This is a genomic window from Polaribacter sp. P097, assembly GCF_036864555.1.
In the GTDB taxonomy this organism is placed as follows: Bacteria; Bacteroidota; Bacteroidia; order Flavobacteriales; family Flavobacteriaceae; genus Polaribacter.
On sequence record NZ_JAZETJ010000001.1, the window covers coordinates 910,691 to 936,835 of the forward strand.

Annotated in this window: 26 protein-coding genes; 7 read left to right on the forward strand and 19 right to left on the reverse strand. The window is 30.2% G+C overall.

The features are described from left to right. Window positions 1-8: 8 nt before the first annotated feature. Window positions 9-2,078, reverse strand: a complete 2,070-nt coding sequence (gene metG, locus V7R38_RS04255) for a methionine--tRNA ligase (protein ID WP_334057107.1) — start codon at window positions 2,076-2,078, stop codon at window positions 9-11. Between the two features lie 125 nt (window positions 2,079-2,203). Here metG and V7R38_RS04260 point away from each other — a divergent pair, with 125 nt between their 5' ends. Next, complete coding sequence (locus V7R38_RS04260; RefSeq protein WP_334056181.1) at window positions 2,204-2,821, forward strand: hypothetical protein; 618 nt, start codon at window positions 2,204-2,206, stop codon at window positions 2,819-2,821. Continuing rightward, the gene (locus V7R38_RS04265; RefSeq protein WP_334056182.1) at window positions 2,808-3,794 is read left to right on the forward strand and encodes a S66 peptidase family protein; all 987 of its coding nucleotides are present in this window, start codon (window positions 2,808-2,810) and stop codon (window positions 3,792-3,794) included. The genes V7R38_RS04260 and V7R38_RS04265 overlap by 14 nt, the downstream gene beginning before the upstream one ends. Here V7R38_RS04265 and V7R38_RS04270 read toward each other — a convergent pair. Together V7R38_RS04270 and V7R38_RS04275 are read right to left on the reverse strand one after the other, a co-directional pair. Then, the gene (locus V7R38_RS04270; RefSeq protein WP_334056183.1) at window positions 3,791-5,905 is read right to left on the reverse strand and encodes a serine hydrolase domain-containing protein; all 2,115 of its coding nucleotides are present in this window, start codon (window positions 5,903-5,905) and stop codon (window positions 3,791-3,793) included. The genes V7R38_RS04265 and V7R38_RS04270 overlap by 4 nt on opposite strands. A gap of 77 nt (window positions 5,906-5,982) precedes the next feature. Next, window positions 5,983-7,158 carry a helix-turn-helix domain-containing protein gene (locus V7R38_RS04275; protein ID WP_334056184.1) on the reverse strand — a complete coding sequence of 392 codons (1,176 nt, stop codon included), beginning with the start codon at window positions 7,156-7,158 and terminating at the stop codon, window positions 5,983-5,985. 38 nt (window positions 7,159-7,196) lie between these two features. Between V7R38_RS04275 and V7R38_RS04280 the strand changes: the two genes are divergently transcribed. Next, entirely contained in the window at window positions 7,197-7,556 is a 360-nt protein-coding gene (locus tag V7R38_RS04280; RefSeq protein ID WP_334056185.1) for a YraN family protein, read from the forward strand. Here V7R38_RS04280 and V7R38_RS04285 read toward each other — a convergent pair. After that, the gene (locus V7R38_RS04285) at window positions 7,553-8,923 is read right to left on the reverse strand and encodes a TlpA family protein disulfide reductase (protein ID WP_334056186.1); all 1,371 of its coding nucleotides are present in this window, start codon (window positions 8,921-8,923) and stop codon (window positions 7,553-7,555) included. The genes V7R38_RS04280 and V7R38_RS04285 overlap by 4 nt on opposite strands. Window positions 8,924-9,021: 98 nt before the next feature. Between V7R38_RS04285 and V7R38_RS04290 the strand changes: the two genes are divergently transcribed. Continuing rightward, entirely contained in the window at window positions 9,022-9,816 is a 795-nt protein-coding gene (locus V7R38_RS04290) for an SDR family oxidoreductase (RefSeq protein WP_334056187.1), read from the forward strand. A 3-nt stretch (window positions 9,817-9,819) separates the two neighbouring features. Here the strand turns inward: V7R38_RS04290 and V7R38_RS04295 are convergent, their stop codons facing one another. Beyond that, window positions 9,820-10,173 carry a hypothetical protein gene (locus V7R38_RS04295; RefSeq protein ID WP_334056188.1) on the reverse strand — a complete coding sequence of 118 codons (354 nt, stop codon included), beginning with the start codon at window positions 10,171-10,173 and terminating at the stop codon, window positions 9,820-9,822. An 80-nt stretch (window positions 10,174-10,253) separates the two neighbouring features. On the opposite strand from V7R38_RS04295, the gene V7R38_RS04300 reads away from it, so the two are divergent. Continuing rightward, entirely contained in the window at window positions 10,254-10,772 is a 519-nt protein-coding gene (locus tag V7R38_RS04300; protein WP_334056189.1) for a CvpA family protein, read from the forward strand. 60 nt (window positions 10,773-10,832) lie between these two features. On the opposite strand, the gene V7R38_RS04305 is transcribed toward V7R38_RS04300, so the two are convergent. The 14 genes from V7R38_RS04305 to V7R38_RS04370 form a co-directional block, all read right to left on the reverse strand. Further along, window positions 10,833-11,462 carry a carbonic anhydrase family protein gene (locus V7R38_RS04305; RefSeq protein ID WP_015481555.1) on the reverse strand — a complete coding sequence of 210 codons (630 nt, stop codon included), beginning with the start codon at window positions 11,460-11,462 and terminating at the stop codon, window positions 10,833-10,835. 7 nt (window positions 11,463-11,469) lie between these two features. Next, window positions 11,470-13,047, reverse strand: a complete 1,578-nt coding sequence (locus V7R38_RS04310; RefSeq protein ID WP_334056190.1) for a SulP family inorganic anion transporter — start codon at window positions 13,045-13,047, stop codon at window positions 11,470-11,472. Window positions 13,048-13,185: 138 nt separating this feature from the next. Continuing rightward, window positions 13,186-13,944 carry an SH3 domain-containing protein gene (locus V7R38_RS04315; RefSeq protein ID WP_334056191.1) on the reverse strand — a complete coding sequence of 253 codons (759 nt, stop codon included), beginning with the start codon at window positions 13,942-13,944 and terminating at the stop codon, window positions 13,186-13,188. A gap of 1 nt (window position 13,945) precedes the next feature. Next, window positions 13,946-15,709 carry a BatD family protein gene (locus tag V7R38_RS04320; protein ID WP_334056192.1) on the reverse strand — a complete coding sequence of 588 codons (1,764 nt, stop codon included), beginning with the start codon at window positions 15,707-15,709 and terminating at the stop codon, window positions 13,946-13,948. A gap of 21 nt (window positions 15,710-15,730) precedes the next feature. Continuing rightward, window positions 15,731-16,558 carry a tetratricopeptide repeat protein gene (locus V7R38_RS04325; RefSeq protein WP_334056193.1) on the reverse strand — a complete coding sequence of 276 codons (828 nt, stop codon included), beginning with the start codon at window positions 16,556-16,558 and terminating at the stop codon, window positions 15,731-15,733. Window position 16,559: 1 nt separating this feature from the next. Next, complete coding sequence (locus tag V7R38_RS04330) at window positions 16,560-17,609, reverse strand: vWA domain-containing protein (protein WP_334056194.1); 1,050 nt, start codon at window positions 17,607-17,609, stop codon at window positions 16,560-16,562. Then, window positions 17,610-18,617 (reverse strand): vWA domain-containing protein, encoded by a 1,008-nt coding sequence (locus V7R38_RS04335; RefSeq protein ID WP_334057109.1) that lies wholly within the window; start codon window positions 18,615-18,617, stop codon window positions 17,610-17,612. It lies immediately after the preceding gene. After that, window positions 18,604-19,518 (reverse strand): BatD family protein, encoded by a 915-nt coding sequence (locus V7R38_RS04340; RefSeq protein ID WP_334056195.1) that lies wholly within the window; start codon window positions 19,516-19,518, stop codon window positions 18,604-18,606. Before V7R38_RS04340 ends, V7R38_RS04335 begins: the two co-directional genes overlap by 14 nt. Before the next feature lie 8 nt (window positions 19,519-19,526). Then, window positions 19,527-20,396 (reverse strand): DUF58 domain-containing protein, encoded by an 870-nt coding sequence (locus tag V7R38_RS04345; protein WP_334056196.1) that lies wholly within the window; start codon window positions 20,394-20,396, stop codon window positions 19,527-19,529. Between the two features lie 57 nt (window positions 20,397-20,453). Beyond that, window positions 20,454-21,443: an AAA family ATPase gene (locus tag V7R38_RS04350; RefSeq protein WP_015481546.1), complete on the reverse strand. Its 990-nt coding sequence runs from the start codon at window positions 21,441-21,443 to the stop codon at window positions 20,454-20,456. A 118-nt stretch (window positions 21,444-21,561) separates the two neighbouring features. Next, entirely contained in the window at window positions 21,562-22,326 is a 765-nt protein-coding gene (locus V7R38_RS04355) for a UDP-2,3-diacylglucosamine diphosphatase (RefSeq protein ID WP_334056197.1), read from the reverse strand. A 15-nt stretch (window positions 22,327-22,341) separates the two neighbouring features. Further along, window positions 22,342-23,913 (reverse strand): S41 family peptidase, encoded by a 1,572-nt coding sequence (locus V7R38_RS04360; protein ID WP_334056198.1) that lies wholly within the window; start codon window positions 23,911-23,913, stop codon window positions 22,342-22,344. Beyond that, a complete protein-coding gene (locus tag V7R38_RS04365) occupies window positions 23,906-24,331 on the reverse strand; it encodes a deoxycytidylate deaminase (protein WP_015481543.1) in 426 nt (141 codons plus the stop codon). The genes V7R38_RS04360 and V7R38_RS04365 overlap by 8 nt, the downstream gene beginning before the upstream one ends. Before the next feature lie 58 nt (window positions 24,332-24,389). Further along, on the reverse strand, window positions 24,390-24,971 hold the full coding sequence (locus tag V7R38_RS04370) for a HupE/UreJ family protein (RefSeq protein ID WP_334056199.1): 582 nt from the start codon (window positions 24,969-24,971) through the stop codon (window positions 24,390-24,392). Window positions 24,972-25,111: 140 nt separating this feature from the next. Here V7R38_RS04370 and V7R38_RS04375 point away from each other — a divergent pair, with 140 nt between their 5' ends. After that, window positions 25,112-25,234, forward strand: a complete 123-nt coding sequence (locus tag V7R38_RS04375) for a hypothetical protein (protein ID WP_334056200.1) — start codon at window positions 25,112-25,114, stop codon at window positions 25,232-25,234. Window positions 25,235-25,327: 93 nt separating this feature from the next. Continuing rightward, window positions 25,328-26,143, forward strand: coding sequence for a helix-turn-helix transcriptional regulator (locus V7R38_RS04380; RefSeq protein WP_334056201.1), 816 nt, complete (start codon window positions 25,328-25,330; stop codon window positions 26,141-26,143). Window positions 26,144-26,145 lie beyond the last annotated feature (2 nt).

Sequence of the window (26,145 nt, forward strand, 5' to 3'; positions counted from 1 at the left end):
TAAATATACTAACTTATTTGTTGCCCGTTTTTTACCGTTTTTTCTGGTTCTACAAAAGCCAATTTACCATCTGGAGTATCTGTCATTAAAATCATACCTTGACTTTCTACACCTCTAATTTTTCTTGGAGCTAAATTCACTAAGACAGATACCTGTTGGCCAATAATATTTTCAGGAGAAAAGCTTTCTGCAATACCAGAAACTATTGTTCTTGTATCTATACCAACATCAACTTTAAGTTTTAGTAGTTTTTTAGTTTTTGCTACTTTTTCTGCTTCTAGAATTGTACCAATTCTTATGTCTAATTTGGTAAAATCATCAAACTCAATTGTTTCTTTTTGTGGCTCAACAACTTTATTTTCTTGTTCATTTGCCAACTTTGTAGCTTGTAGTTTTTCTAATTGCGCATCGATTGTTTTATCCTCAATTTTAGAGAACAAAAGTTCACCTTTATTTATTTGATGTTCTGCAGGAATTAATACGTTTTTATCAGAAATATCATCCCAAGAAATAGAAGTTTCTAAATTTAAGATACCTTTTAATTTTGTTGCAGTAAATGGTAAAAATGGCTCTGCAACCACAGCTAACGCCGCTGAAATTTGTAAAGCAACATACATGATTGTTTTTACACGCTCTTCATCTACCTTTATAACTTTCCAAGGTTCTTCATCTGCCAAATATTTATTTCCTAATCTCGCCAAATTCATTAATTCTTGACTTGCTTCTCTAAATCTATATCTTTCTACAGATTTACCAATTACGTTAGGAAACTCTTTTACAGCTGCTAAAACATCTTCATCTACTTCAGTAAAATCATTTGGAGTTGGTACAACACCTGTGTAATATTTATTAGTTAATACTACTACTCTATTGATAAAGTTACCAAAAATGGCAACTAACTCATTATTGTTTTTTGCCTGAAAGTCTTTCCATGTAAAATCGTTGTCTTTACTTTCTGGGGCATTTGCTGTTAACGTATAACGCAAAACATCTTGCTGATTTGGAAAGTCTTCTAAATATTCGTGCAACCAAACTGCCCAATTTTTAGACGTGGATAATTTGTTGCCTTCTAAATTTAAAAATTCGTTTGCTGGCACATTATCTGGTAAAATATAATCTCCATGTGCTTTTAACATACTAGGAAAAATAATACAGTGAAAAACTATATTGTCTTTCCCTATAAAGTGCACCAATTTAGTATCGTCTTTTTTCCAATAATCTTCCCAGTTTTTACCTTCTCTTTCTGCCCATTCTTTGGTTGATGAAATGTAACCAATAGGTGCATCAAACCAAACATACAGCACTTTGCCTTCTGCACCTTCAACAGGCACAGGAATACCCCAATCTAAATCTCTGGTTACTGCTCTTGGTCTTAAACCATCATCTACCCAAGATTTTACTTGACCATATACGTTAGGTTTCCAATCTTTTTTATGCCCTTCTAAAATCCATTTTCTTAAAAAATCTTCATGCTTATCTAAAGGTAAAAACCAGTGTTTTGTTTCTTTTACAGTTGGTATATTACCAGTAATTGCAGATTTTGGATTGATTAAGTCTGTTGCATTATGGCTAGTACCACAATTTTCACATTGATCTCCATAACTTTCTTCAAAACCACATTTAGGGCAAGTACCTACCACAAATCTATCTGCTAAGAATTGATCTGCTTCAGCATCATACAATTGTGCTGTAACTTCTTCTATAAAATCACCTTCATTATACATTTTTATAAAAAAGTCTGAAGCTGTTTTGTGGTGAATTTCTGCAGATGTTCTTGAGTAATTATCAAAAGAAATTCCAAAATCTTCAAAAGATTTTTTAATAATTGTGTGATACTTATCTATAATATTTTGTGGAGTAACACCTTCTTTTTTAGCTCTCATTGGTATAGCTACTCCATGTTCATCTGAACCAGAAATATAGGCCACATCTTTACCTTTTAAACGTAAATAACGCGCATAAATATCTGCAGGTACATAAACCCCAGCTAAATGACCAATGTGAATAGGCCCATTTGTATAAGGTAAAGCTGCTGTAATTGTATATCTTTTTGGAGCACTCATAGTGTTTCTCTTAATTTTTTGGAATCATTTTTGAAGAGACAAAAGTACGAAAACATGGTTTTAAAAACCATCGAAAAGTAATACATTTACAATGGTCTACTTTTTTAAAATAGTTATCTAATTAACGAATACCCTTTTAAATGATGAAACAATTACCTCTCGTAATTTTCTTATTAATTATTTCATCAATAAAAGCGCAAGAAAATATAGATAGCTTAAATACGAAACCTAACCCTATTATTTTTGGTGATTTCAGTTTAGGTTATTCAAATGGCTTTGTTAAAGGTTTTACTGTTGGTGGTTCTGTAAATTATCAGAAAAAAAACAATCTATTTACATTTCGAACATTACAAATTGTTAATATTAAAAAAATAGATTTTTTTCTAATATTCCCTTATAATATAGAAAGTGAAACAATGACAGAATATTCTTTATTATATGGTAAGAGATATATTGAAGAGGGATTTTCATATCATTTTTCTGGAGGAATTTCTTTTGCTACCTATGATAAAAACTTTGAAAATGATAATTTAGCTTTAAATTATTTTGGGTTTCCAGTTGAAGTTGGAGTAAGTTGGTTTAAAAACAAAAAGCGACGTTTTAGAGTTTTATATGGTTTAATTCCTGTTGGTAAACCCACTAGTTTTGGCAGGTCCATTGGCTTTAAACTACATGCAAATATTGCTAAAAGATCTTATGTTGGATTAGGGCTAACTTTTGGATTAGGTTGGCATAAAATTTATAATGATGAAGAATAAAATAATTACCTTTTTAATTCTAATAGCTTGTACAGTTTTTCAAGCTCAAGAAAAATTAGTAAGTCCACCTTATTTACAGAAAGGAGACACTATTGCAATTGTTGCACCTGCAGGTATTTTAAAAAATAGGCAAGCAACTATTTTAAAAGCTAAAAAACTTGCTGAGAGTTGGGGTTTACATGTGCTTATTGGTAAGAATATTTATAATAATAACAATCATTTTGCTGGCACGGATATTGAAAGGTGTCAAGATTTTCAAGATGCCCTAGATAATGCTTCTATAAAAGCAATTTGGGCTGCAAGAGGTGGTTATGGTTCTGTTCGAATATTAGATTTATTAGACTTTACTAAATTTAAACAACATCCTAAATGGATTATTGGGTATTCTGATATTACTGCCTTTCATAACCACATAAATGCACTAGGTGTAGAAACCTTACATGCGATGATGGCTACCAGTCTCGAAGAAAAACCAACTGAAATCAAACAAACCATTGCTAGTTTTAAAAATGCTCTTTTTGGTGATAAATTGTCTTACACCATACCTAATTCTAGCTACAACAGAACTTTAGGTTTATCTAAAATTGAAGGCAAAATGGTAGGAGGTAATTTGGCTATACAAGCTTCTATGTTGGGTTCTAAGAGTCAAATGAATACAGATAATAAAATACTATTTATAGAAGAAATTGGTGAATATAAATACGCTATTGATAGAATGTTACAAAGTTTAAAACGTGCCAATTATTTTACCAAAGTTAAAGCTGTTATTGTGGGTGATATGAGTTTGATTAAAAAGAATTCCACAAAATGGGGAAGTTCTATAGAGCAACTTATTTTAGATGCCATTCCAAAAGATATTCCTGTATTTTTCAATTTTCCTGCAGGTCATGAAGCAGATAATAGAGCTTTGATTTTTGGGAGAAAAGTAAAAGTTGAAGAAGATATGGAAGATGTAAACCTAGTTTTTAACTAGTCTTTTATTTGCTCTAAAATTTTATTAGAAACCTCTTTCCCATTTTTATCAATATTAACAAACCAAACATTGGTGGTGCATTTTCTATTAATATCTGAATTTGATGTGCAATTTTGTTTGGTTCCTTTAATCAAGAAGCCAGTTGAAGTTTTTTCTGCAGAATAGCCATATTCGTTATAAAAATCACCATATGTATTTTGCCAAATTTTCTTCCCTTTTTTATTAGTTTTAATTACATACATATCATAATTACCATTTCCATAAGAACTTGTGGAGCCAATAATTAAATAACCATCGTTTGTTGCTAAAATTGAATTGGCTTTATCATAACTTTTTCCACCAAATTTTTTAAACCAAATTTCATTTCCATTTTCATAATTTTTTGTCAATAAAATTTGGGATGAATTTCCTTTTCTTGAACCAATTGTAGTAACGTTTATAGAACCATTTTCGGTTTTAATTTTTGGTTGAAATTTTAGATTTGTTTTCTTTCTGAATCTTATATTTTTAGCTCTATCATAAGTAAGCTTTACTTCTACAACTCTTTCAAATTGATCTTTAACTATTTTCAGAAAAAAGTTATCTGATTGCATATATTTTCTATTGTAAATTTCAACATCATTAGAATCTTTATTGGTAGAAAGTTTAAATTTTAATTTATTCTCTTTTGTCAATTTTAAATCAAAATTTATAGCTAATTCTTTATTATAATAATTACCTGTTAATCCTTCTAAATCATAAAGTAAAACTGGTAAAGTATTGATTCTTTTATAATGCATCGTTTTTCCTGAAGCATAATATTCTGTCATTTTATCTTGATAAAAAACAACTTTTAGTTCTGGATTATTTGTGAAAGAAAATGTGTTTTTACTTTCAGAAACCATTTCTACAGTAAAATTTTTCTCTTTCCAATAGATTTTACTTTCTTTTTCTAAAATTTGAACGATTTTATTTTCATTTGGATAGATATATTTTCCTAAAATGGTAACCTCACCTTTTATATTCTTTGCTTCATAAAATTTTGAATCATATTTCGATTTTTGAGTTGATTTTGGAAGTAACAACTTTGCGATACTTTGTGCAATTAAATTGGTGCTAATGTTACCATTATTACTCATTGCAAAAATGGTTAGTTTTTCTTCTGGAAATCGATATGTTTGTGAGTGAAACCCATAAGTTCCTCCTGAATGATGTACTGCTTTTCTGCCTATTTTATCTTTCAATTCTAATCCAAAACCATAAGTTTTAATTTCACTATTAGGTATTGATTTTTGACTTTCAATTAGCAAAATATTATTGTTATAATTTGCATTTTGAACAGCAATCTCATAAGTCAGTTGATCTTTTAATGTAGTAAATAAAAAACCTTCGCCATTAGTTTTGGTAACAGTTGGCACTTCCCACCATTCACCTCTTCCCCAATCAGAATATGGGTTCGCTCTGTTAGGAATAACTTTCATATATCTTTCTACAAAAGAAGTTTCATTCATTCCTAAATTTTCAAAGAAAGTTTTAGAGTATTCATTAAATGTTTTCCCAGTTATTTTTTCAATTATTTTGGTTAATAGATTGTAATTGGAATTGCTGTAATAATAAATAGTTCCTGGTTTAAAACCTAAATCTTCCTGTTTTTCCAATAATTCCAAGACATCATCATTATCATATCCAAACCTTTGCCACCAAACAGCACCATCTAAATCTAACAATTCTACATAATCTCGAATTCCACTGGTATGATTCAATAAGTTTCTAATTTTTATTTTCTCTTTTACTGTTGGATATAGTTTCGTTAGGTATTTTCTGATATCATCTTCTAAACTCAATTTTTCTTTTATAGATAAATCTAAAATCATTAAAGCCGTAAATTGTTTTGCGGTTGATGCAATGTTCGATCTTGTTTTTTCGTCAAATTTTACTTGATGTTGCAAATTGGCTAAACCCAAATATTTCTCATAGGTGATAGTTCCATCTTTAACAATTCCGACTGCAATTCCAGGATGATTTGGTTTCACTTTAGCATTTACTATCGAATCAATTTTAGTAATTTTATTTTCTTGAGCGTTTAAAAATGTTGAAATTAAAAGTGCAACAAATAGAATTTTAGTTTTCATTGATATGGTATTTATTTTGATGCAAAGATGAGATGAATACCAAGCTGAATCGCTTCAAATCTTGATTTGAGACCAATTTACGAGCTTATGTTTTGTAAATAATCTTTGGGTGTTAAACCTGTGCTTTTTTTAAAAGCTCTGTTAAAAGTCGCTTTGCTATTGAAGCCACAATCAAAAGCGATGCCTAATAAAGTTGATTTTTTATGTTCTCCTTTTTCTAATTTTTCTTTTACAGCTTCAATTCTAAACTTATTGATAAAATCATTAAAATTCATCTCAAATCCTGAATTGATACTTTTAGAAATAGTTTTAGGTGTTGTTTCTAACAATTTAGATACATCAGAAAGTGTTAATTTGGCGTTTGTGTATATCTTTTCTTTTTCAATTAGCTGTAAAATTTTCTGTTTCCAAAACTCAATTTCTTTTTGATTAATGGTTTCTTGTCTTGGTTTTTCTTCAATTATTGATTCAGAAAAAATTGCAACGCTTTCTGAATTTATATCACCCAAAAAAGACATTTTAACTGCATTTGCATATCCATTAATGGAAATGTAAAAAACAACGATTGAAAACACAATATAATGCCAAAACTGGCTTCCAAATTCGCCCCATTCTGGATTTAATATAAATAAGAGAACGCGTAAAATTAAAATGCTTAAAAAAGCAATGAGGAAGTTTTGTATCCATTGAAACAAAATAGAATCAGCAAAACTTACCTTTTCAAATATTAGTTTTTTGTAATTTGCATAGTGTTTTAAACTAAAAATCAGGTAAAAACTCATAGAAATTACGCCTACTATTTGATACCAATTTGCCAAATCTTTATCTCTACCATCTGCATAAAAATAGAATTCGTCTAAAATGAGTTTATCAGTAATAAAAACAATCAAGCTATAAAGCAAATACAAAATTGCAGGAATAAAATGAAGCCAATCTTTTTTGGCCATTTTAAATTGATTGTTTAATAGCGTTTTTGTGTAAAAATAAATTACTGGGCCAATTAATAATACCTGCATAAAAGGTACAAAAAACAAAATTTCTCTCGTTATTTTATTAGAATACCAATTGGCATAGCCCAACATGTAAGGAGAAATATAAAGTGCACACAAAAACAAAAAAAAGCTTAACCATTTGCTTGCTTTGTTTTTATAGAGAATTCCTTTTCTTGCTAATAAAAAAGAAAATACAATTCCGTGAAAAAAGAAAATTAAAAGCAGCGAACTTTTTTGGCCAAAAGCAAAGGAAAAATCCATAGGGCTTAAAAATAAGTAAATAATTGTAAATTCACACAATGGCACAACATAATGAATTGGGTAAAAAAGGTGAGCAACTTGCTACTTCTTTTTTGCGGGAAAATGGGTATACCATTCTTGAAAAAAATTATAGATATTTAAAAGCAGAAGTAGATATTATTGCCCAAAAAAATGACATCCTTATTGCTGTTGAAGTAAAAACCAGAACTTCTGCTTACTTTGGCAATCCTCAAGATTTTGTAAATCCGAAGAAAATAAAACTATTACTTTCTGCAATAGATTTCTATGTAACTAATGCTGATTTAGATGTTGAGGTTCGTTTTGATATAATAGCAATAATTTGCAATAAAAACGAAACTAAAATAGAGCATATAGAAGATGCATTTTTACACTTCTAGAGCTTTTCTAAGAAAGATTTAACATCATCTATATCATTAGGTTTGGCAATAATTTTTTTGTTTTTATCTAATACAAAATAAGTAGGGGTTGCATTTATTTGGTAAGTTCTGGCTACTTTATTTTCCCACTTTTTTAAGCCTAACACATTATGCCAACCACGTAAATTTGCTTTCTTGTAGGTCTCCCAAACAAAAGCATCATTCTCTAAAGCAAAAGCTACCACTTTAGCAGCAGGTTTACTTTTCATATACATATGCAGTTGAGGAATTTCTCTTAAACAATGAGAACAGCTTGTACTCCAAAATACCAATACATAATTCTCTGCATCGTTTAAATTAGAAAGTTTTGTTGATCTTCCATTTTCTGTCCATGAAAAATCGGGTGCTATTCTACCTATTTCTGTAGCAAATAAAGCTTCTTTTTCTTTTTTAAACTTAGCATCTTGCAATGCAGTTGGCAACTTATAATAATGTTCTTTAAATAGATAATCTATAATAGCTATGTTTTTAGAAGATTCAAATTGATCTATTAAAAATACTATAATATCCCTTTTATATTTTTGATCTGATATTTTAGAAAGTACAGTTGTTATAGACTTTTTATACAGATTTTTTTGCTCTTGCAAATCATCTGAATAATTGATGTAAAAAATGTAATCTAAAATTCTATTGGTTAAAAATGATGAGTTTCTTAAGGTTTGGTTCGAAAAATCTAAACGATCAAAAAAGGTACTTTTAATACTTGATAAATATCCATTAACCGAATTTAAAATTGTTGGCGAATTAACTCTTAAACTAGCTTTAATTACTGGGGCTACGTATTTGTTTTTTGAAAGGTTTTCATACTTGTTTTGTATGCTATTTAAATTTTGAAAAGCAGCTTTGTAGGCTTCTGCCATTTTTAATGTTGAATCTTGCAAAACAGCAACTTGAATGCTATCTAATTTTTGTTGCGCCTTTGAAATATCAACTAAATATTCTTGATACAATTTGTTTTCTTCACTATCAGAAAATGCAATCGATTCTTGAGGATATTCTGGATTAAAAATAAAAGTAACGTCTTCATTATTGTAATAAAAATCTACAAAGCCTGCACCTTCTAATCTGTAAGTAGCTCTGTAAACTCCTGGTTTTGCATTTGCTGGCAACTGAATTTGAAATCTACCAATAGCTTCTTGCTTTCCCCCTATTAAAGCACTATCAGCATTTATTTTTGTATTATTTACAAACACTTGTTTAGTACCTTCTAACTTGTATAAAATTAGCCAATCTGATTCTAATTTAGGGCTCATAACTCCTGTTACAGAATGTTGAGCATGCATATAAGTACTAACAAATAGCAGCAATAGAAGAATTCTCTTTACCATTTTAATTAATTTACGTTTGTATAATTTTTTTCAAGAAGCATACCAAAAATACCATTTCTCTTTTTAAATAGGTATATTGTAACGTTAAATATATAAGAATGAGTTTTTCTGATAAAACAATTTGGGTAACTGGAGCCTCTTCTGGAATAGGAAAAGCGTTAGCAATTGAACTAGCAAAACAGAATGCACAATTAATTTTATCTTCTAGAAATAAACAGGATTTAGAGAAGGTAAAAATGGCCTGTAAAGATCCAAATAAGGTAAAAGTGATACCCTTAGATTTGGAAGATTATACCAATTTACAAGAGGTTACTAATACAGCAATTTCAGCTTTTGGTAAAATTGATATTTTGGTAAATAATGGTGGTATTAGTCAGCGTTCTTTAGTGAAAGACTCAGAAATAGAGGTAGATAAAAGAATAATGGATATTAATTATCTGGGCAATGTAGCATTGGCAAAAGCTTTATTACCACATTTTATTGCCAATAAGAGTGGGCAATTTGTAATTACAACGAGTATTGTTGGTAAAATAGGTACACCATTAAGATCTAGCTATGCAGCAAGTAAGCACGCTTTGCATGGTTTTTACGATAGTTTAAGAGCGGAACATTTTAACGATAATATTGCTGTAACTTTAGTTTGCCCTGGTTTTGTAAACACCAATATTTCTAAAAATGCGCTAACAGGAGATGGATCTCCACAAAATAAAATGGATAATGCCACTGCAAATGGTATTCAGCCAGATCGTTTTGCAAAATTAATGGCGAAAGCTGTACTAAGGAAAAAAGAAGAAGTTTATATTTCTGGTGCCAAAGAAAAATTAGGGGTTTACGTAAAACGCTGGATGCCTAAAGTATTTTCTGTAATGATTCGTAAAATGAGTGTAACCTAGAACTTAAAAATATTCTAAAGTTTCAAAATAAGTTACAATGGCTTCTTTCATTAAAACAGTTTGCTCACCTGGTTTTAGGTTAGGTAAATCTGTAAGTATTTTGTAATGAGGCCAGCCATCATCATCAAAATAATCAAATTCATAATAACCATAAGGTTCTAGTAATTTACAAATGGCAATGTGCATTAGGTTCATTTTCTCGTCTTTTTTAAACGCCCTATGTCCTTGCCCTAATTCTTGAACACCTATTAAATAGATAATACCATCTACATTTAGCTCATCTCCATCTGCAAAATCAGCCGATAATTTGCTTACTAAAAGACTCCATTTTTCTTTTAAAGTATTCTCTTTTGTCATTTATAGAATTAAAATGTAAAGATACAATGCGCATTTTTAATTTGATAAAATATACTGTAGATTTACATAAATTATAAACCATGAATATAATTGATATTATAATCATTGTAATATTACTTTTTGCAGCTGTAAGAGGTTTTATGACTGGGCTGTTTGCTGCAATTGCATCTTTAGTGGCTATAATTGCAGGTGTTTTTTGTGCGATACATTATTCGTATTACATAGAATATGCTTTGAATGATTCTGTTTTGGAATGGTCTCATCAAACCAATAAAATTGTAGCTTTTGCTGTTACCTTTTTAGCTGTAGTTCTTGCTGTAATTTTTGTGGGTAAATTGCTTACAAAGCTAGCAGATATTACTGCTTTAGGTTTATTAAATAAAATACTTGGTGCTATTTTTGGTGCCTTAAAATGGTCTTTCATTTTAAGTGTAATCTTTTTACTGTTTGATAAATTTAACAAAACCATACCTTTTGTAGAAGAGGAAATGTTAGATGAGTCTGTTATGTTTTATCCTATAAAATCAATTATACCAACACTTATACCATCTATAATGGATGAAGATAATCCTTCCTTAAAGTTTATTAAAGGTAAATAATAGGTATAAAAAAAGCTGAGATTATTCTCAGCTTCTCTATTATTTTGTTGTTTTTCTTTACTACAACATTGTTACTTTACCTGTTTGCAACGAGTATACACCACCAACAATTTTAATTGAGTCAGAACTTTCTAAATCCGCTAAAATTTCGCTTCTTTCTCTTATTCTATCAATAGTTAAAAGTACATTGTTCTCTACTGTTTTGGCTACAAACTTTGGGTTTGCAGAGGTAGTATCACCATCTATTTCTTTTGCCGATTTTTTAACAGCTGGCATAATATTAGAAAGCAAATGAGTTATGTTACCCAATTTAACATCATCACATGCAGCCTTTACAGCACCACAACTTTCATGACCTAATACCATCACCAATTTACTACCAGCAACTGCACAAGAATATTCTAAACTACCTAAAATATCTTCATTTTCGAAATTACCAGCAACTCTAGCCACAAAAACATCGCCAATTGCTTGATCAAAAACCTGCTCTACAGGAACTCTAGAGTCTATACACGAAAGTACTACTGCTTTAGGGTATTGACCCGTTGTTGTTTGTTGCACCAAATCTAAATGAGAAACCTCATCTAATTCGTTATTTATAAAACGTTCATTACCTGCTAATAAATCAGATAAAACATCATCAGGCGTTAAATTGTCTTGTACTTGTTTATTAATGGCTGTATTTCTCATTCTATTTTTATGATTTTTTTTCCAATTTAAAGAACTCTATAAAACTGTCTGGGTTTTCTACAATTCCTCTCTCTGAAATGATTTTAATGTCTATGTGTCTTTCTTTTGCTTTTACTGCAAAATCTTCTAAAATTTCTACGATATCATTGTCTAGGTAGATCGTTTTTCTAACATCTAATTCTAAATAGGTGTTTTCTGGCAAACTATCTAACTCGTTTAAAATAGCACCTTTATTAAAGAAAGTTACTTGCTCTGCAAGCGTCATTTTAATTCTGTTTTTACCATCACTTTTATCTTCAATATGTAAAAAGTGTGAGTTTTGGAAGCTCTTAATTAAGATGATAACAATACCTACTGCTAAACCTAAAGCAATACCTACCAGTAAATCTGTAAACACAATACCTACAACTGTTACTGTAAATGGAATGAATTGTTTCCATCCTAAATCCCACATTTTTTTAAATAATGCTGGTTTAGCTAACTTATAACCAACAACTAATAAAATTGCTGCTAATACAGAAAGTGGAATTTTATTTAATAAAGTAGGGATTAATATTACTGAAATCAATAATAAAAAACCGTGGAATATTGCAGATAACTTAGTTCTTCCTCCAGATTGAATGTTTGCAGAACTTCTTACAATTACTTGTGTTACAGGTAAACCACCAATTAAACCAGATAATATATTACCTGTTCCTTGTGCTAATAATTCTCTATTAGTAGGTGTTACATTTTTATGCGGATCTAATTTATCTGTTGCTTCTACACATAATAATGTTTCTAAACTTGCTACCAATGCAATTGTAAAACCAACTACCCAAATTTGCGGATTTGTTATTGCTGCAAAATTTGGAAAACTAAATTGACCTAAAAAAGAATCGAAACTATCAGGAACAGGAACACTTACTAAATGCTCTGAACTGATACCAAATTTAGAAGTAGAATCTGTAAATATGTAATAAACAATACCAAAAACTACAGCCACCAATGGCCCTTGAATTAATTGAAAAATCTTTCCTTTTTTAGATAAAACATTGCTCCATAGAATCAATATACCTAAACCTACAAGTCCAACAATAGTAGACCCTAAGCTAATGTTATTAATCGATTTAAAAATTTCCGAAAATGTGTTTTCTCCATCAACCTGAAAAAATGCAAAATCTCCTTCAGGATCTGCATCATAACCAAAAAAGTGAGGAATTTGTTTTAAAATAATGATAATACCAATACCAGTTAACATCCCTTTAATTACAGATGATGGAAAATAATATCCAATAATACCTGCTTTTAAAACTCCAAAAATTAGTTGAATTACACCACCTATAACTACTGCTACTAAAAAGTTTTCATAACCTCCTAAAGCACCAATGGCAGTTAAAACGATTGCTGCTAAACCTGCTGCAGGCCCACTAACACCAATTTTAGAACCAGATAATGCACCAACAACAATACCACCAACAATACCTGCTATTAAACCAGAAAATAAGGGTGCACCACTTGCTAAAGCTATACCTAAACAAAGAGGTAAAGCCACAAAAAAGACTACAACACTTGCAGGTAAATCATTCTTTAAATACTTAAACATAAATTTTACTTTGTATTAAATGAACTTATATCGATATCGTAAATCGAGAGAAGTTTTTTGATTGATTGATTTTTGTATCCATTTACTGGAAACAATGCAATATAAAAAGAAAAAGATATTTCTAAGTGAAATTGAAAATTATATTTCGTCTAACTCTTTAATTTCGTTAGCTATGATCCAGCCAATTTTGCCATCTGCTAACTTAATTTTTTTCCAGTTATCAACTCTGTCTAAAACAGTAACCTTAGTACCTTCATGTAAAGTAAATAACTCTTCTGAATTTAAAGTAGGCGCATTCATAACCTCTGTTTCTTCTGCAAACACAATAGCAATTTTACTTTTGCCTGCTAAAGAATGTTGGTTGATGGTAATAACAAAAGTGATGATTAAAAGCAAGTAGCTAAACATGCTAAAAACAAAGAAAAATCGTTTGGTACCAGGTTTGTTAGAAAAATAAAATAGTAAGAATAAAATGCTTCCTAAAAAGGCAAAGATTATAACTGCTATTGCCCATTCATTGTAAGATAATTGTTGAATATAATTACTATTAATTTTTTGAAAGAATGTTTTTGGTAATTCTTCTATAGTATCTAAAGCCAACCTTTTTGCAAATACCAAATTGTTTTTTACATCTTCATTGTCTGGGTCTATTTGCAATGCTTTTTCATAATAGAAAATAGCAGGCCCAACCTCATTTAATTTGTAATGTGCATTAGCTATATTGTAAAACAACTCTGAAGAAACTAGGTTACGTTTTTCTAAAGTTTTGTATAATTCAATCGCTTTTTCATAATTCTGCTGTTTGTACATTTCATTCGCAGATTCGAATATCTTTTGCTCATCTTGAGCATAAAATACATTAGCAACTAGCAGTAATAAAAATAGGATTTTCTTCATCTTATAACTGTTTATCTAATTCAACGATTACTTTTTTGGCTCTTCCATATTCCTGTTTCATTTCTGTATCTGTAACAGGAGTATATCTTGCAAAATCAGATGCTTTTAAAACATCTATAAACTGCTTTATGGTAGCATCACTAACTGCTCTCTTTTCTAAAATTAACGTAATATTTTCTTTACTTATATCTGCAGTTTCCACGCCTAATTTTGCTTTAAGGTAATTGTGCAATGCACGTTCCAAAGCCTCATAAAAAGCTTCTTTTTTACCTAATTGTTTTTGGGCTTCAGACAAGTATTTCTTGGCTAATTTCTCTGCTTTTCTTAAACGTAAACCAACAACATCGCTTCTTCTCTTCTCATTGTTTTTACCAATTAAAATAGCTAATAGTATAAATAATAAAGGTAAAATTAGTAGAATATAGAAAAGGTTAGATTGATAAAAATCGCTCTCGTCTTTTATTTCTAATTCTGTTTTTGTTTGTATATACCTAAAACTTTTACCAGAAGAAACTACATTTTTCTGCTGCACAGCTGTATTTTCTGTTGTTGTAATTAGCTCTTTACCTTCTAAAACATCTACATACAAATCATCTGTATTTATGGTATTGTATTGTTCTGTTTTAGGATCGAAATAAGAAAATGAAATATCTGGTAATTTGTATTTTCCTTTGTATTGAGGAACAACTGTATAGGTGTCTGAGAAAGAACCAGACAAACCATTGCTAGTTATTCTAACGCTTTCTTTTCTTTCTGGCTGATAAGTTTCTAATTCTTTTGGTGTTTTAACTGCTGGCAACTCAAATAACTTTAAGTTTCCTCTACCATTTACGGCTACTTTTATTTGCGATGATTCATTTGCCTTTAGGATGTCTTTACTCAAACTAACCTCAAAATTAAATTGACCAACAGCACCTGTAAAATTTTCTGGCTTACCTTCTAATGGTAAACTTTTTGGCTGTACTACCTTTTTAACAGAAGAAAAATCTTTCTTAATGTTTTTTGTAATTACGTTACCAAAGAAATCTGCTCTTCCTGTTGGTACACCAATTACAATATCCATTTTCATAGGATCTATAGTAAGTCTGCCAGTTTTAGTAGGTATTAGCAGTGCTTTCTGTAAAACAATATATCTATAGTTTTCTCCATTGTATTTTCCCATTTTTACTGGGAAACCGTTTATTTTAATTTCTTGATTCCAGAAACCATTGTACTGAGGAGCTTCTGTTACAGACGTATCGTAAACACTTACATTTTCGCTAACATATAATCTGTATTCTACATAAATACCTTCACCTACATAAGGTCTAGATTTTGAAATCTCTGCAACTAAATGTATGTTCTGTTCAGCAATATAATCTGGATCATTAGGATTATCTGGAGTTGCAATAGGTTCTGTTACAATGATTTTCATCATTTTAGAATCTATTGTGCTACCATTAATTTTAATACTTGCAGGCTGTATAATTAATTCTCCTCTTCTTTTGGGTTTTAAGATGTAAGAATAAGATTGAGAAAAACTTACTTTACCATTAATCCAAGATTGACTCACAGATTGGCTTGGCCCTTGAATAACATCAAACCCTGTAAAATCTGGGGCCTTAAAGTTATCTGCACCTTGTTTATTTATAGAATATTCAATTCGTAAACGCTGATTTAAGCCTAACTTATTCTTGCTTACAGCAACACTTAGCTCTGCTTTTTGAGCAGCAACAGATAGTGTGCATAAGGTTATAAATAGTGATATGTAAAATCTCAACTTCATCGTCTTTCTAAATTGCTAGTTTTACCAATCTTTCTCTTGTTTTGTTTTTTTGCCTTTCGCCTTTTTAGCATTCATTTTCTTTTGTGTCTTCTTTTCTTCATTATTTAAGCTTTCTAACAACTGCTTAATTTGCTGTGGAGACATTTTACCTTGCTGTGGTTTAGGCTTTTTATTTTGATCTTTTTTATCGTCTTTTTTAGGATCTTGATTCTTGTCTTTGTCTTTATCTCCTTCACCATCTTTGTCATCTTTCTTATCCTTATCATCACCCTCTTTCTTGTCCTTGTCTTGATCTTTATTTTGATCGTCTTTTTGATCTTTATCTTGGTCTTTTTGATCTTTCTTGTCCTTGTTATCCTTGTTTTTATCGTCTTTATTTTGCTGATTTTCTTTGTCTAACAATTTTTGAGCTACAGCTAAATTATAACGAGTTTCATCATCTGTAGGATTGTTTCTTAACGAATTTTTGTAAGCCTCTACAGCACCTTGATAATTTTTGGTTTCCATATGTGCATTACCAATATTGTGATAAGCTTGTGCTTTAGTAAGTTTATCTTCTGCTGTTTTTGCAGTTAATTCATATTGAGGTAAAGCTTCTTTAAAGTTTTTACTTTGATACAAAGCATTACCTAAATTATAACTGGCTTTATCATAATAAGAGCTGTTACTTAGTGCTTTTTTATAGGCAACAGAAGCATCTGTATATTGCTTGTTTTGGTACAATTCATTGCCTTGTCTAACCATACTTCTGGCTTTACGTTGTAAAGCTGTAGAATCTTTTTGTGCTGTTATTTCGTTGATAGAAAACAGCATCAAAAAGAGCATTGTTATTTTTAAATACGTTTTCATATTATTTGTTTTTAACCTTTTCTTCATTAAACAAATCTACTTTTCTTAACCATTTTGTTTTCTTGTCAAACAAGAAAATATCTAGCAATAAAAATAGAATACCTGCTCCTAAAAACCATTGAAATTGGTCTTTATAATCAGAGAATTGTTTGGTTTCAAATTCATTTTTCTGAGCATTAGCAATAACTTCAGAAATTATATTTACTGGAGTTTCTGTAACGTTACCATTCACATATCTTCCATTTCCTGCATCTGCAATATCTTCTAAAACATCTGGCGTTAATTTTGTTATCACAGTTTCTCCTTGATTGTCTTTTTTATAACCAATCATAGAACCATTTAAACGCATAGGAATTGGGCCACCTTTTTCTGTACCAACACCAATAGTATAGATCTTTACACCATCATTAGACAAATTTTGTGCCACTTGTTTTGTTTCTTCTTGATGATCTTCTCCATCAGAAATAATTACTAAAAAACGATTGGTTTGTTCGTCGTTATTATAATACGTTTTTGCCAGTTCTAAAGCTTCATTAATTGCTGTTCCTTGGCTAGAAACCATATCTGGATTTGCATTTTGCAAAAACATATTTGCAGCTGCATGATCTGTTGTTATTGGTAAAAGCGGATATGAATTACCTGCATAAATTATAACACCCACTCTATCTGAGCCTAATTTATCGATAATTTTTGATATAATTTGTTTTGCCTTTTCTAATCTGTTTGGTGCAATATCTTCTGCCAACATACTTTTAGAAACGTCTAGAGCAAAAACCACATCTACACCTTCTCTCTTAACCGTTTTTAGTTTAGATCCCATTTTTGGGTTTACTAAAGAAAGTATTAAAAAAGAAATACCTAATAACAACATAATTAGTTTTAATGTTGATTTAAAAACTGAAGAATTTGGTGCTATTTTTTGTAATAATTCTGCATTCGAGAATTTACGCTGCGTCCTTTTTTTCCACCATAAAACCAACAAATAGATTACAATCATAACTGGTATGATTGCTAATGCATAAAAATAAATTGGTTCTTCTAATCTGTACATTTAAATAAAACTCTTAAATAATGTGTTTCTTAATAAAAATTCTAAAATCAATAAACCTAAGGCCAAGAATACCAAATCTCTATACATTTCTTGATAGTTATAGTATTTGAATTCTTCAATTTTTGTTTTTTCTAAAGCATCAATTTCATCATAGATTTCTTTTAATGATGTATTGTCTGTAGCTCTAAAGTATTTCCCTTGTGTTTCTTCTGCAATATTTTTCAGCAAATCTTCATCTATTTGCACTTGTTGCTTTCTAAAGTTTAACATTCCTGTTCTTGGGTCTTTACTCCAAGGAAAATCGGCCATTCCATTTGTACCAATACCAATTGTATAAACTTTAATACCCAATTCTTTTGCTAATTCTGTTGCTGTTGTAGGGTCTATATTCCCTGCATTGTTTACACCATCTGTAAGTAAAATAATAACCTTGCTTTTGGCTTTACTATCTTTTAATCTATTAACCCCAGAACCTAAACCCATACCAATTGCAGTACCACCCTCTAATTGACCCCATTGCAAACGATTTATGGTTCTTTTTACAATGGTTTTATCGCTAGTAATTGGTGTTTGTGTAAAACTTTCTCCTGCATAAACTACGATACCAATTCTATCATTTGGCCTTCTATCTACAAAATCTACGGCTACCTTTTTTAAAGCTTCTAGTCTGTTTGGTTTTAAATCTCTAGCCAACATACTTGCAGAAACATCTATAGCCATAACAATATCTATACCTCTATTTGTTTTTGTTCTTTTGCTTACAGATACATTTCTAGGTCTTGCAAGTGCAACAATTATTGCTGCTAAGGCCAATAATCTAAATACATATAAAATTGGCTTTAACTTCGCTAAGAAAGAGGCTTTGGTTTTAAAGCCTTTTATACTTGGCACCGTTAATACTGCTGCATCTTTTTTTCGTACAAAAAAGTACCATAATGCTAATAACGGAATTAGAATTAGCAACCATAAAAACTCTGGGTTTAGAAACTCAAAATTACTCCAATTCATCATCTTTGCTAATAATTTTAGGTTTTAAGTCGCCAACAATAGCTTCTGCATCTTTTCTGTCTTCTTCAATTTCTAAAGCTAAAGGTTTCGATTTTGCAAACTTTACTAAATCTGCTTCTTGGAATAGCTCTTTTAACTTTTGAATTGTTGCTTGTGATGTTCTAATGGTTTTAGCATTGTGAAAATCTTTTAAGGTTTCTATAATTTCATCTGATGTTTTTTCTAAAGCAGGTACTTTAAGTTCACGCTCTATATAACCACGAATAATTTCTGTTAACTCACTATAATATTGTTTGGTTTTGTTATTCTGCCAAAGCAATTTTTCATCTAACTCATTCAGCCTATACATAGCCTCTTCATAAGGTGGCAATGCTCTGTAAGTTGGCTCTTCTTCTTGCGTTTTTCTTTTTCTAATAACAAACCAGTAAATCCAGAAACCTATAATTAGTAAGGCTGCAATTAAAAGATAGATGTATATTTTAAAATCATCAAAAACAAAAGGTTCTTTTTTAATGGATTTAATTGGGTATTTCTTTATTTGAGTTGTGTCTATGGCTACTGTAGCTACATTTATTAATAAAGAATCTGTTAAGTATGCTTGGTTTTTAATGAATATTTGTTGCTGTGGAATGTAATATGCTCCACTATCGAAACCTGTAAGAATGTACTTTTGAATTAACTTGTTGTTAATAGTATCAACCTTAGCAGAATCGATAACTTCTAAACCTTGAAGTTCTAACTTAGGCAGAATTACGTTTTCGGTTTCATTAATTACAATTTTGTAACTAAACTGTTCACCAATTCTAATATTAGAGGTTTCTATATCTGCACTTACCATTGAGGTTTGTGAAAAACCAATGGCAGATATCCATAAAAAAATATTTAAAATGTGTTTTTTCATGCTCTAAACTATCTTCCTTTGTGTTTAAAATATCCTAATAACTTTTTTACATAACTTTCATCAACCCTAGTATTAATAGTACCTGCACCACTTCTTTGAAAAGTATTGGTGTAATAATCTGTTAATCTTAAAGCGTTTGCTTTATAGTTATTTCTGGTTGTTTTAGATGATGTATTTACATACTGTATTGTACCTGTTTCTGAATCTAACATTGGTACCATTCCTAAATTCGGAATTTCTTCATCGTGTTTGTCATACACTCTTATGCCTGTTAAATCGTGTTTTTTGGCAGCAATCTTTGCCGTTTTTTCGTAATCATCATCCATAAAATCTGATAACATAAATACAATTGCTCTTTTCTTTAAAACACTAGATAAAAATTTTAGGGCTACAGAGATATTTGTTTTTTTACTTTTTGGCTTAAACTCAATTAATTCTCTAATGATTCTTAATACGTGACTTTTTCCTTTTTTAGGAGGAATGTATAGCTCTATATCATCGGAAAATAAAACCAAACCAACTTTATCATTGTTTTGAGTTGCAGAAAAGGCTAGTGTTGCAGCAATTTCGGTAATGGTGTCTTTTTTAAATTGATTGGTTGTACCAAAAAATTCTGACCCTGAAACATCTACCATTAATAGCATGGTTAACTCGCGTTCTTCTTCAAAAACCTTTATATAAGGTTCGTTATAACGAGCTGTAACATTCCAATCTATGGTTCTAACATCATCTCCAAACTGGTATTGACGAACTTCAGAAAAAGTCATACCTCGTCCTTTAAAAGATGAATGATATTCACCTCCAAAAATATCATTAGACAAACGTTTTGTCTTAATTTCTATTTTACGAACTTTCTTAAGTATTTCTTTTGTATCCATTTTTATAAGCTATTGGCTTTTTGCTTTTTGATTTTTGCTAAACGCTAAGAGCTAATTCTAAGGTACTTCTACTTCGTTAATAATTTGATTGATGATTTCTACTGAGGTTACATTTTCTGCTTCTGCTTCGTAAGTAATACCTATTCTATGACGTAAAACATCGCCTACAACAGCTCTAACATCTTCTGGAATTACATAACCTCTTCTTTTAATAAAGGCATAACATTTAGCAGCTTTTGCAAGGTTGATACTACCTCTTGGAGAAGCTCCAAAACTTATTAAATCTTTTAAATTTGGTAGGTTGTATTTTTCTGGGTAACGTGTTGCAAATATGATATCTAAAATGTACTTTTCTATTTTCTCATCCATATACACCTCATTCACAACTTCTCTTGCTCTGTTAATTTGCTCTACTGAAATTACAGGGTTTACTTTAGAGAAACCTCCACTCAAATTCTGACGCATAATAACTTGCTCATCTTGAATTTTTGGATAATCTATAACCACCTTTAGCATAAATCTATCTACTTGTGCTTCTGGTAAAGGATAAGTACCTTCTTGCTCTACTGGATTCTGAGTTGCCATTACTAAAAATGGTTCATCTAACTTAAAAGTAGTGTCTCCAATAGTAATTTGGCGCTCTTGCATGGCTTCTAACAAAGCAGACTGCACTTTTGCAGGTGCTCTGTTAATTTCATCTGCTAACACAAAATTTGCGAATATTGGTCCTTTTTTAATAGAAAAATCATTCTCTTTCATATTATAAATCATGGTACCAACAACATCTGCAGGTAATAAATCTGGCGTAAATTGTACTCTACTAAAAGAGCCTTGTACAGCTTTAGATAGTGTATTAATAGCTAAAGTTTTTGCTAAACCAGGCACACCTTCTAAAAGAATATGACCATTACCTAACAAACCAATTAACAAACTTTCTATCATTTGTTTTTGACCCACAATTACTTTATTCATTTCTAAAGTAAGAATGTCTATGAAAGCACTTTCTCTTTCTATTTTCTCGTTAATTGCTCTAACATCTACGTCCATTATAGTATACGAATTGATTATTAATTTTTTCTGAAAAACAAAACTACAATTTTAACAAAATTTATCTGTTAAAACAAGGTTAAAGATTTTGGCCAATTTATTAGTAATGATAGGGCTTTCAGTTAAATTTTTCTAAACGAAATGTAGCTGAATCGAAAACGCCAAATGTAAAATATTGTATCCAATCTCCAAGATTTATGTATTTGCTGTTTTCTTGTAATTTTATTTCTAAAGGTAAGTGCCTATGCCCAAATACAAAATAATCGTAATGATTTTGAGTTAATTTTCTTTTGCAATACTGCACTAACCATTCATTGTCATCTCCTAAATACTTTGCATCTTCATCACCAGAAATCATTTTGTTTTTTACAGACATGTATTGCCCTAATTTAACACCCAAATCTGGATGAAGCCATTGAAACATCCATTTAAATAAAGGAAAAGTAAATACTTTTTTCATTCGCTTATACCCTTTATCTCCAGGCCCTAAACCATCTCCATGACCAATATAAAACTTTTTATTATTGATTAAAAATTCTTGTGGCTTATGATAAACAGTAATGTTTAATTCTTCTTTAAAGTAATCTTTCATCCATAAATCATGATTACCTACAAAGAAATAAATGGGTGTACCAGCATCTGAAATTTCTGCTAGCTTACCTAATACACGCACAAACCCTTTTGGTACTACTGTTTTATATTCGAACCAAAAATCGAACAAATCACCCATCAAAAAAATAGCTTCTGCACTCTCTTTTATTTCATTTAACCAAGCTACAAACTTCTTTTCGCGAGGTAAACTTAAAGCTGCTGTTGGTGCTCCTAAATGCTGATCTGAAGCAAAGTAAACTTTCTTATTTTTTGATGTTGTTATAGAAATCATTCTTACAAAGAAAAGCTATTCCTTTTTACTTTCCAACTCCAAGACTTTTTGTAGCATTTTATCATCTTGATGCATAATTCTGTAAAAACCAACATCGCCAAAAAGTACATTTGCTATAGATGCTTTTAAATAAGGTTTTATGGTTTGTTCTGTTCTAAAAGAGGGAGTTACTTTGTCTTTTATGGATGACAAATAACTTTCATAAATTTCATCATTGGCATCAAATTCTTGCACAAAAGTATCAATAGTCCATTCATTTAATTCTTTTCTATTTTCATCTACATAATCAAAAGCAAAATTATTGATGGTATTAAAATAGAAATTAGTCATTCTAGAGGTTGTGTCTATTGCTACAAAAACATCGGGTATAATTCCTCCTCCACCATAAACGATTTTACCTTTTGGTGTTTTGTATTGCAAAGAATCTACTACTTTAATACTGTCTTTACTTAATAATTCTCCACTTAAAACTCGTTGCTGATAATCTTTAAAATAACTCTTATTACCATTGCCAGAATACGGTTTTTGTATAGATCTACCTGTTGGTGTGTAGTACCTTGCAGTGGTTAAACGAACTGCAGAACCATCACCTAAATCCATTTCTATTTGCACTAAACCTTTACCAAAAGACCTTCTACCAATTATGGTACCTTTATCATTATCTTGTAAAGCCCCTGCTACAATTTCTGAGGCTGATGCAGAGTTTTCATCTATTAAAACATATAAACCACCATCCTCAAAAGCACCCATAGAAGTTGCATAAAAATTTTCTACCTGTTCTTTATTGTCTTTTGTAAATACCATGAGTTTATCACTTTCTAAAAACTCATCTATTATTCTGTTTGCTATTTCTATGAAACCACCTCCATTTCCTCTAAGGTCTAAAACAAGATCGGTCATGCCTTTCTTTTTTAACTGGTTTAAAGAGGTCTTAAATTCGCTGTAGGTATTTCTTGCAAAACGATCTAACTTGATATACCCCACAGAATCATTAATCATATAAGCCAAGTCTACACTTTTAATATTTACTTTCCCTCTGGTGATGTTTACATTGAAAAGTGAATCGTTGCTTTTTCTATAAACTTGCAAAGAAACATCTGTATTTGGTTTTCCTTTTAAGTATTTTGGTACAGAACCAGTTCTAAGATTTTTACCAAATAAAGTGTCTGAATTAGCCATTAGAATTCGGTCTCCAGCTTTTATACCAGCTTTTATACTTGGGCCTCCTTTAATAGGTTGAATTACTGTAATAGAATCTTTTATCATTCTAAACTGTACACCTATACCTACAAAATTACCTTGCATACTTTCTGTAACTGCTTGCAAATTTTCTTTTGGTATGTACACAGAATGAGGGTCTAATTTGCCCAACATTTGAGTTATAGCACCATCTAGTAAATCATCTGTATTTACATCATCTACATAGTCTTGTTCTATGAAATTGATGAGTTTTTTTATTTTTTGCTCTTGTTTGTTTCCTTCAGAAAATGATAATAAATCTTTTGCATCTCCTCCAAAAAATACGCCAATTAGTATTCCAAGAACCAAAGCAATTGCAAAATATATTGGTAAGTTATTTCTATTCATAAGGCAAATAGGTTAATGAAACACCAGCCTTTTTTAAGAAATCTAAGCCTGAAGGATCTTTATAGGCATTTGCATAAACAACCCTTTTAATACCTGCTTGATGAATTAATTTACTGCATTGTGTACAAGGTGATAGTGTAATATATAAGGTTGCATTTTTAGCAGATTGTGTAGAGGAAGCTACTTTTAAAATAGCATTGGCTTCTGCATGCAAAACTTCCCATTTTGTTGCGCCATTTTCGTCTTCACAGCAATTATCGAAACCAGTAGGAGTTCCATTAAATCCATCTGAAATTATCATTCTATCTTTTACAATTAAGGCACCTACTTGTTTGCGTTTGCAATGAGACAGTTTACCCCATTCTAAAGCCATTCTTAAATAGGCTTTATCATATTTTAATTGTTTCTTTTCTGTCATATCACGAAAATAATGAGATTTACAGAAACTGAACGTTAATTATAAGACAATTTTTAATCTACCAGAAAACTCTATCAATCATCATTTGAATAGCAAAACCTATTACAATAGAGGAAGTTACCATAACCCAATCTCTTTTAGAAACTTTAAACAGGCCTTGAAAAATAGCACCTAGTATTAAAATACCTAAAACAATTATAATTTGTGCTGCTTCAATACCTAAAGCAAATTCTAAAAGTGGCATTAATTTGTCTTCTTCTTGGCCAATCATCATTTTAAAATAATTAGAGAAACCTAAACCATGAATTAGACCAAAAAACAAAGCAAATATTAGGTTTAAAGAACCGTTTTTTGCTCCTGTATTTTTTATAAATACAACATTAATAAACCCTGTAATAAAAATGGTTAATGGTATTAAAAACTCAATTATATCTATAGGAAATTGAACTATTTTGTATGCTGATAATGCTAAGGTAATTGAATGCCCAATAGTAAATAATGTAACTAGCCATAATACTTTTTGCCATTGTCTAAAATTAAAAACAACAGCCAATACGATTAAAAATAAAATGTGATCGTAAGCAGCAAAATCTAAAACATGGGTTAAACCCATTTTAAAATACAAAACAAAATCGTTCATAGGGAGAGTTATTTTATGAGCTTCAAATATATTGAAATCAACAAAAGTAAAAGTGCAATCTGGTTATTTTTTTAAAACTTACACCTAGTTTAAAAAGTATATTGAAAAACGTATATTGCGTTTTAAATTAGACCTTAAAAATGACTCAAAAACTAGTTGTTGAAGACCTTTTTGTAGAAGAAATTGTTAAAGAAATGGCAAAGAGCATGCACGCTCTTTACTTAGAAGAACACAACAATACCAAAGTATCTGTGCCTGAATAATTTGGTTCTGGAAAAATAGAAGCTACTCAATTTGCATCTGGTTTAGGTATTATAAATACAGATTACAATTTAAGTGAGGATTTCATTATTAAAATGCAAAAACATAAGGTAAATCCGTTAAAATTTATCTTCAAATTAGGTGATACTTTCTATCATAAATTTAATAACGAAAGTGAGTTTGAAGGTATTAATAAATATAGTGGAGCAATAATTGGTAGCTCTATAGAAAAGGTGCATACATTTAAAATTCCGAAAGAAAAAAATATTCACTTTTTTAGTATTGAACTAAACAGAACCTTATTTGAACACAAATTAAAAAGTTTTAAGTTTGATTTGGGTGATGATTTAACAGAACTTTTAAGAGATGTTAAAGCAATTAATCCTTTCTTTTATACATATCCTTTTGGTGCAGAAGAGTTTGATCAAATAAAAAAAATCATAACCAATTCTAAAGAAGGTTTTATTGGATCTTTATATAAAGAAGGAATTACCTACACTCTATTGTCTAATACTTTAGAGCAATACATGGCTAGAAAGTGTGATGATTGTGAAGATGAATTAGCTGCTGATGAAGTAGATACTGTTTTAGAAATTTCTGATTTTATTGTAAACAACCTAAACAATTTACCAACTATCGAGGAAATTGCAAGGCGTAATTTTGTTTCTGAAAGTAAATTGCAAAAGCTTTTTCAAACCTATTATAAGTGTTCTGTTAACGATTTTACAAGAAATAAAAGATTAAATCAAGCTCGTATTCTATTGGAAACTACAAGAATGTCTATGGCAGAAATTGCACATGAATTGGGTATAAAAAGCAATAGTTATCTATCGAAAACATTTAAAGAAAGATATGGAGTAACACCATCTAATTATAGAGATTCTAAGCTTTCTAAAATTAGATTTTACTAAAG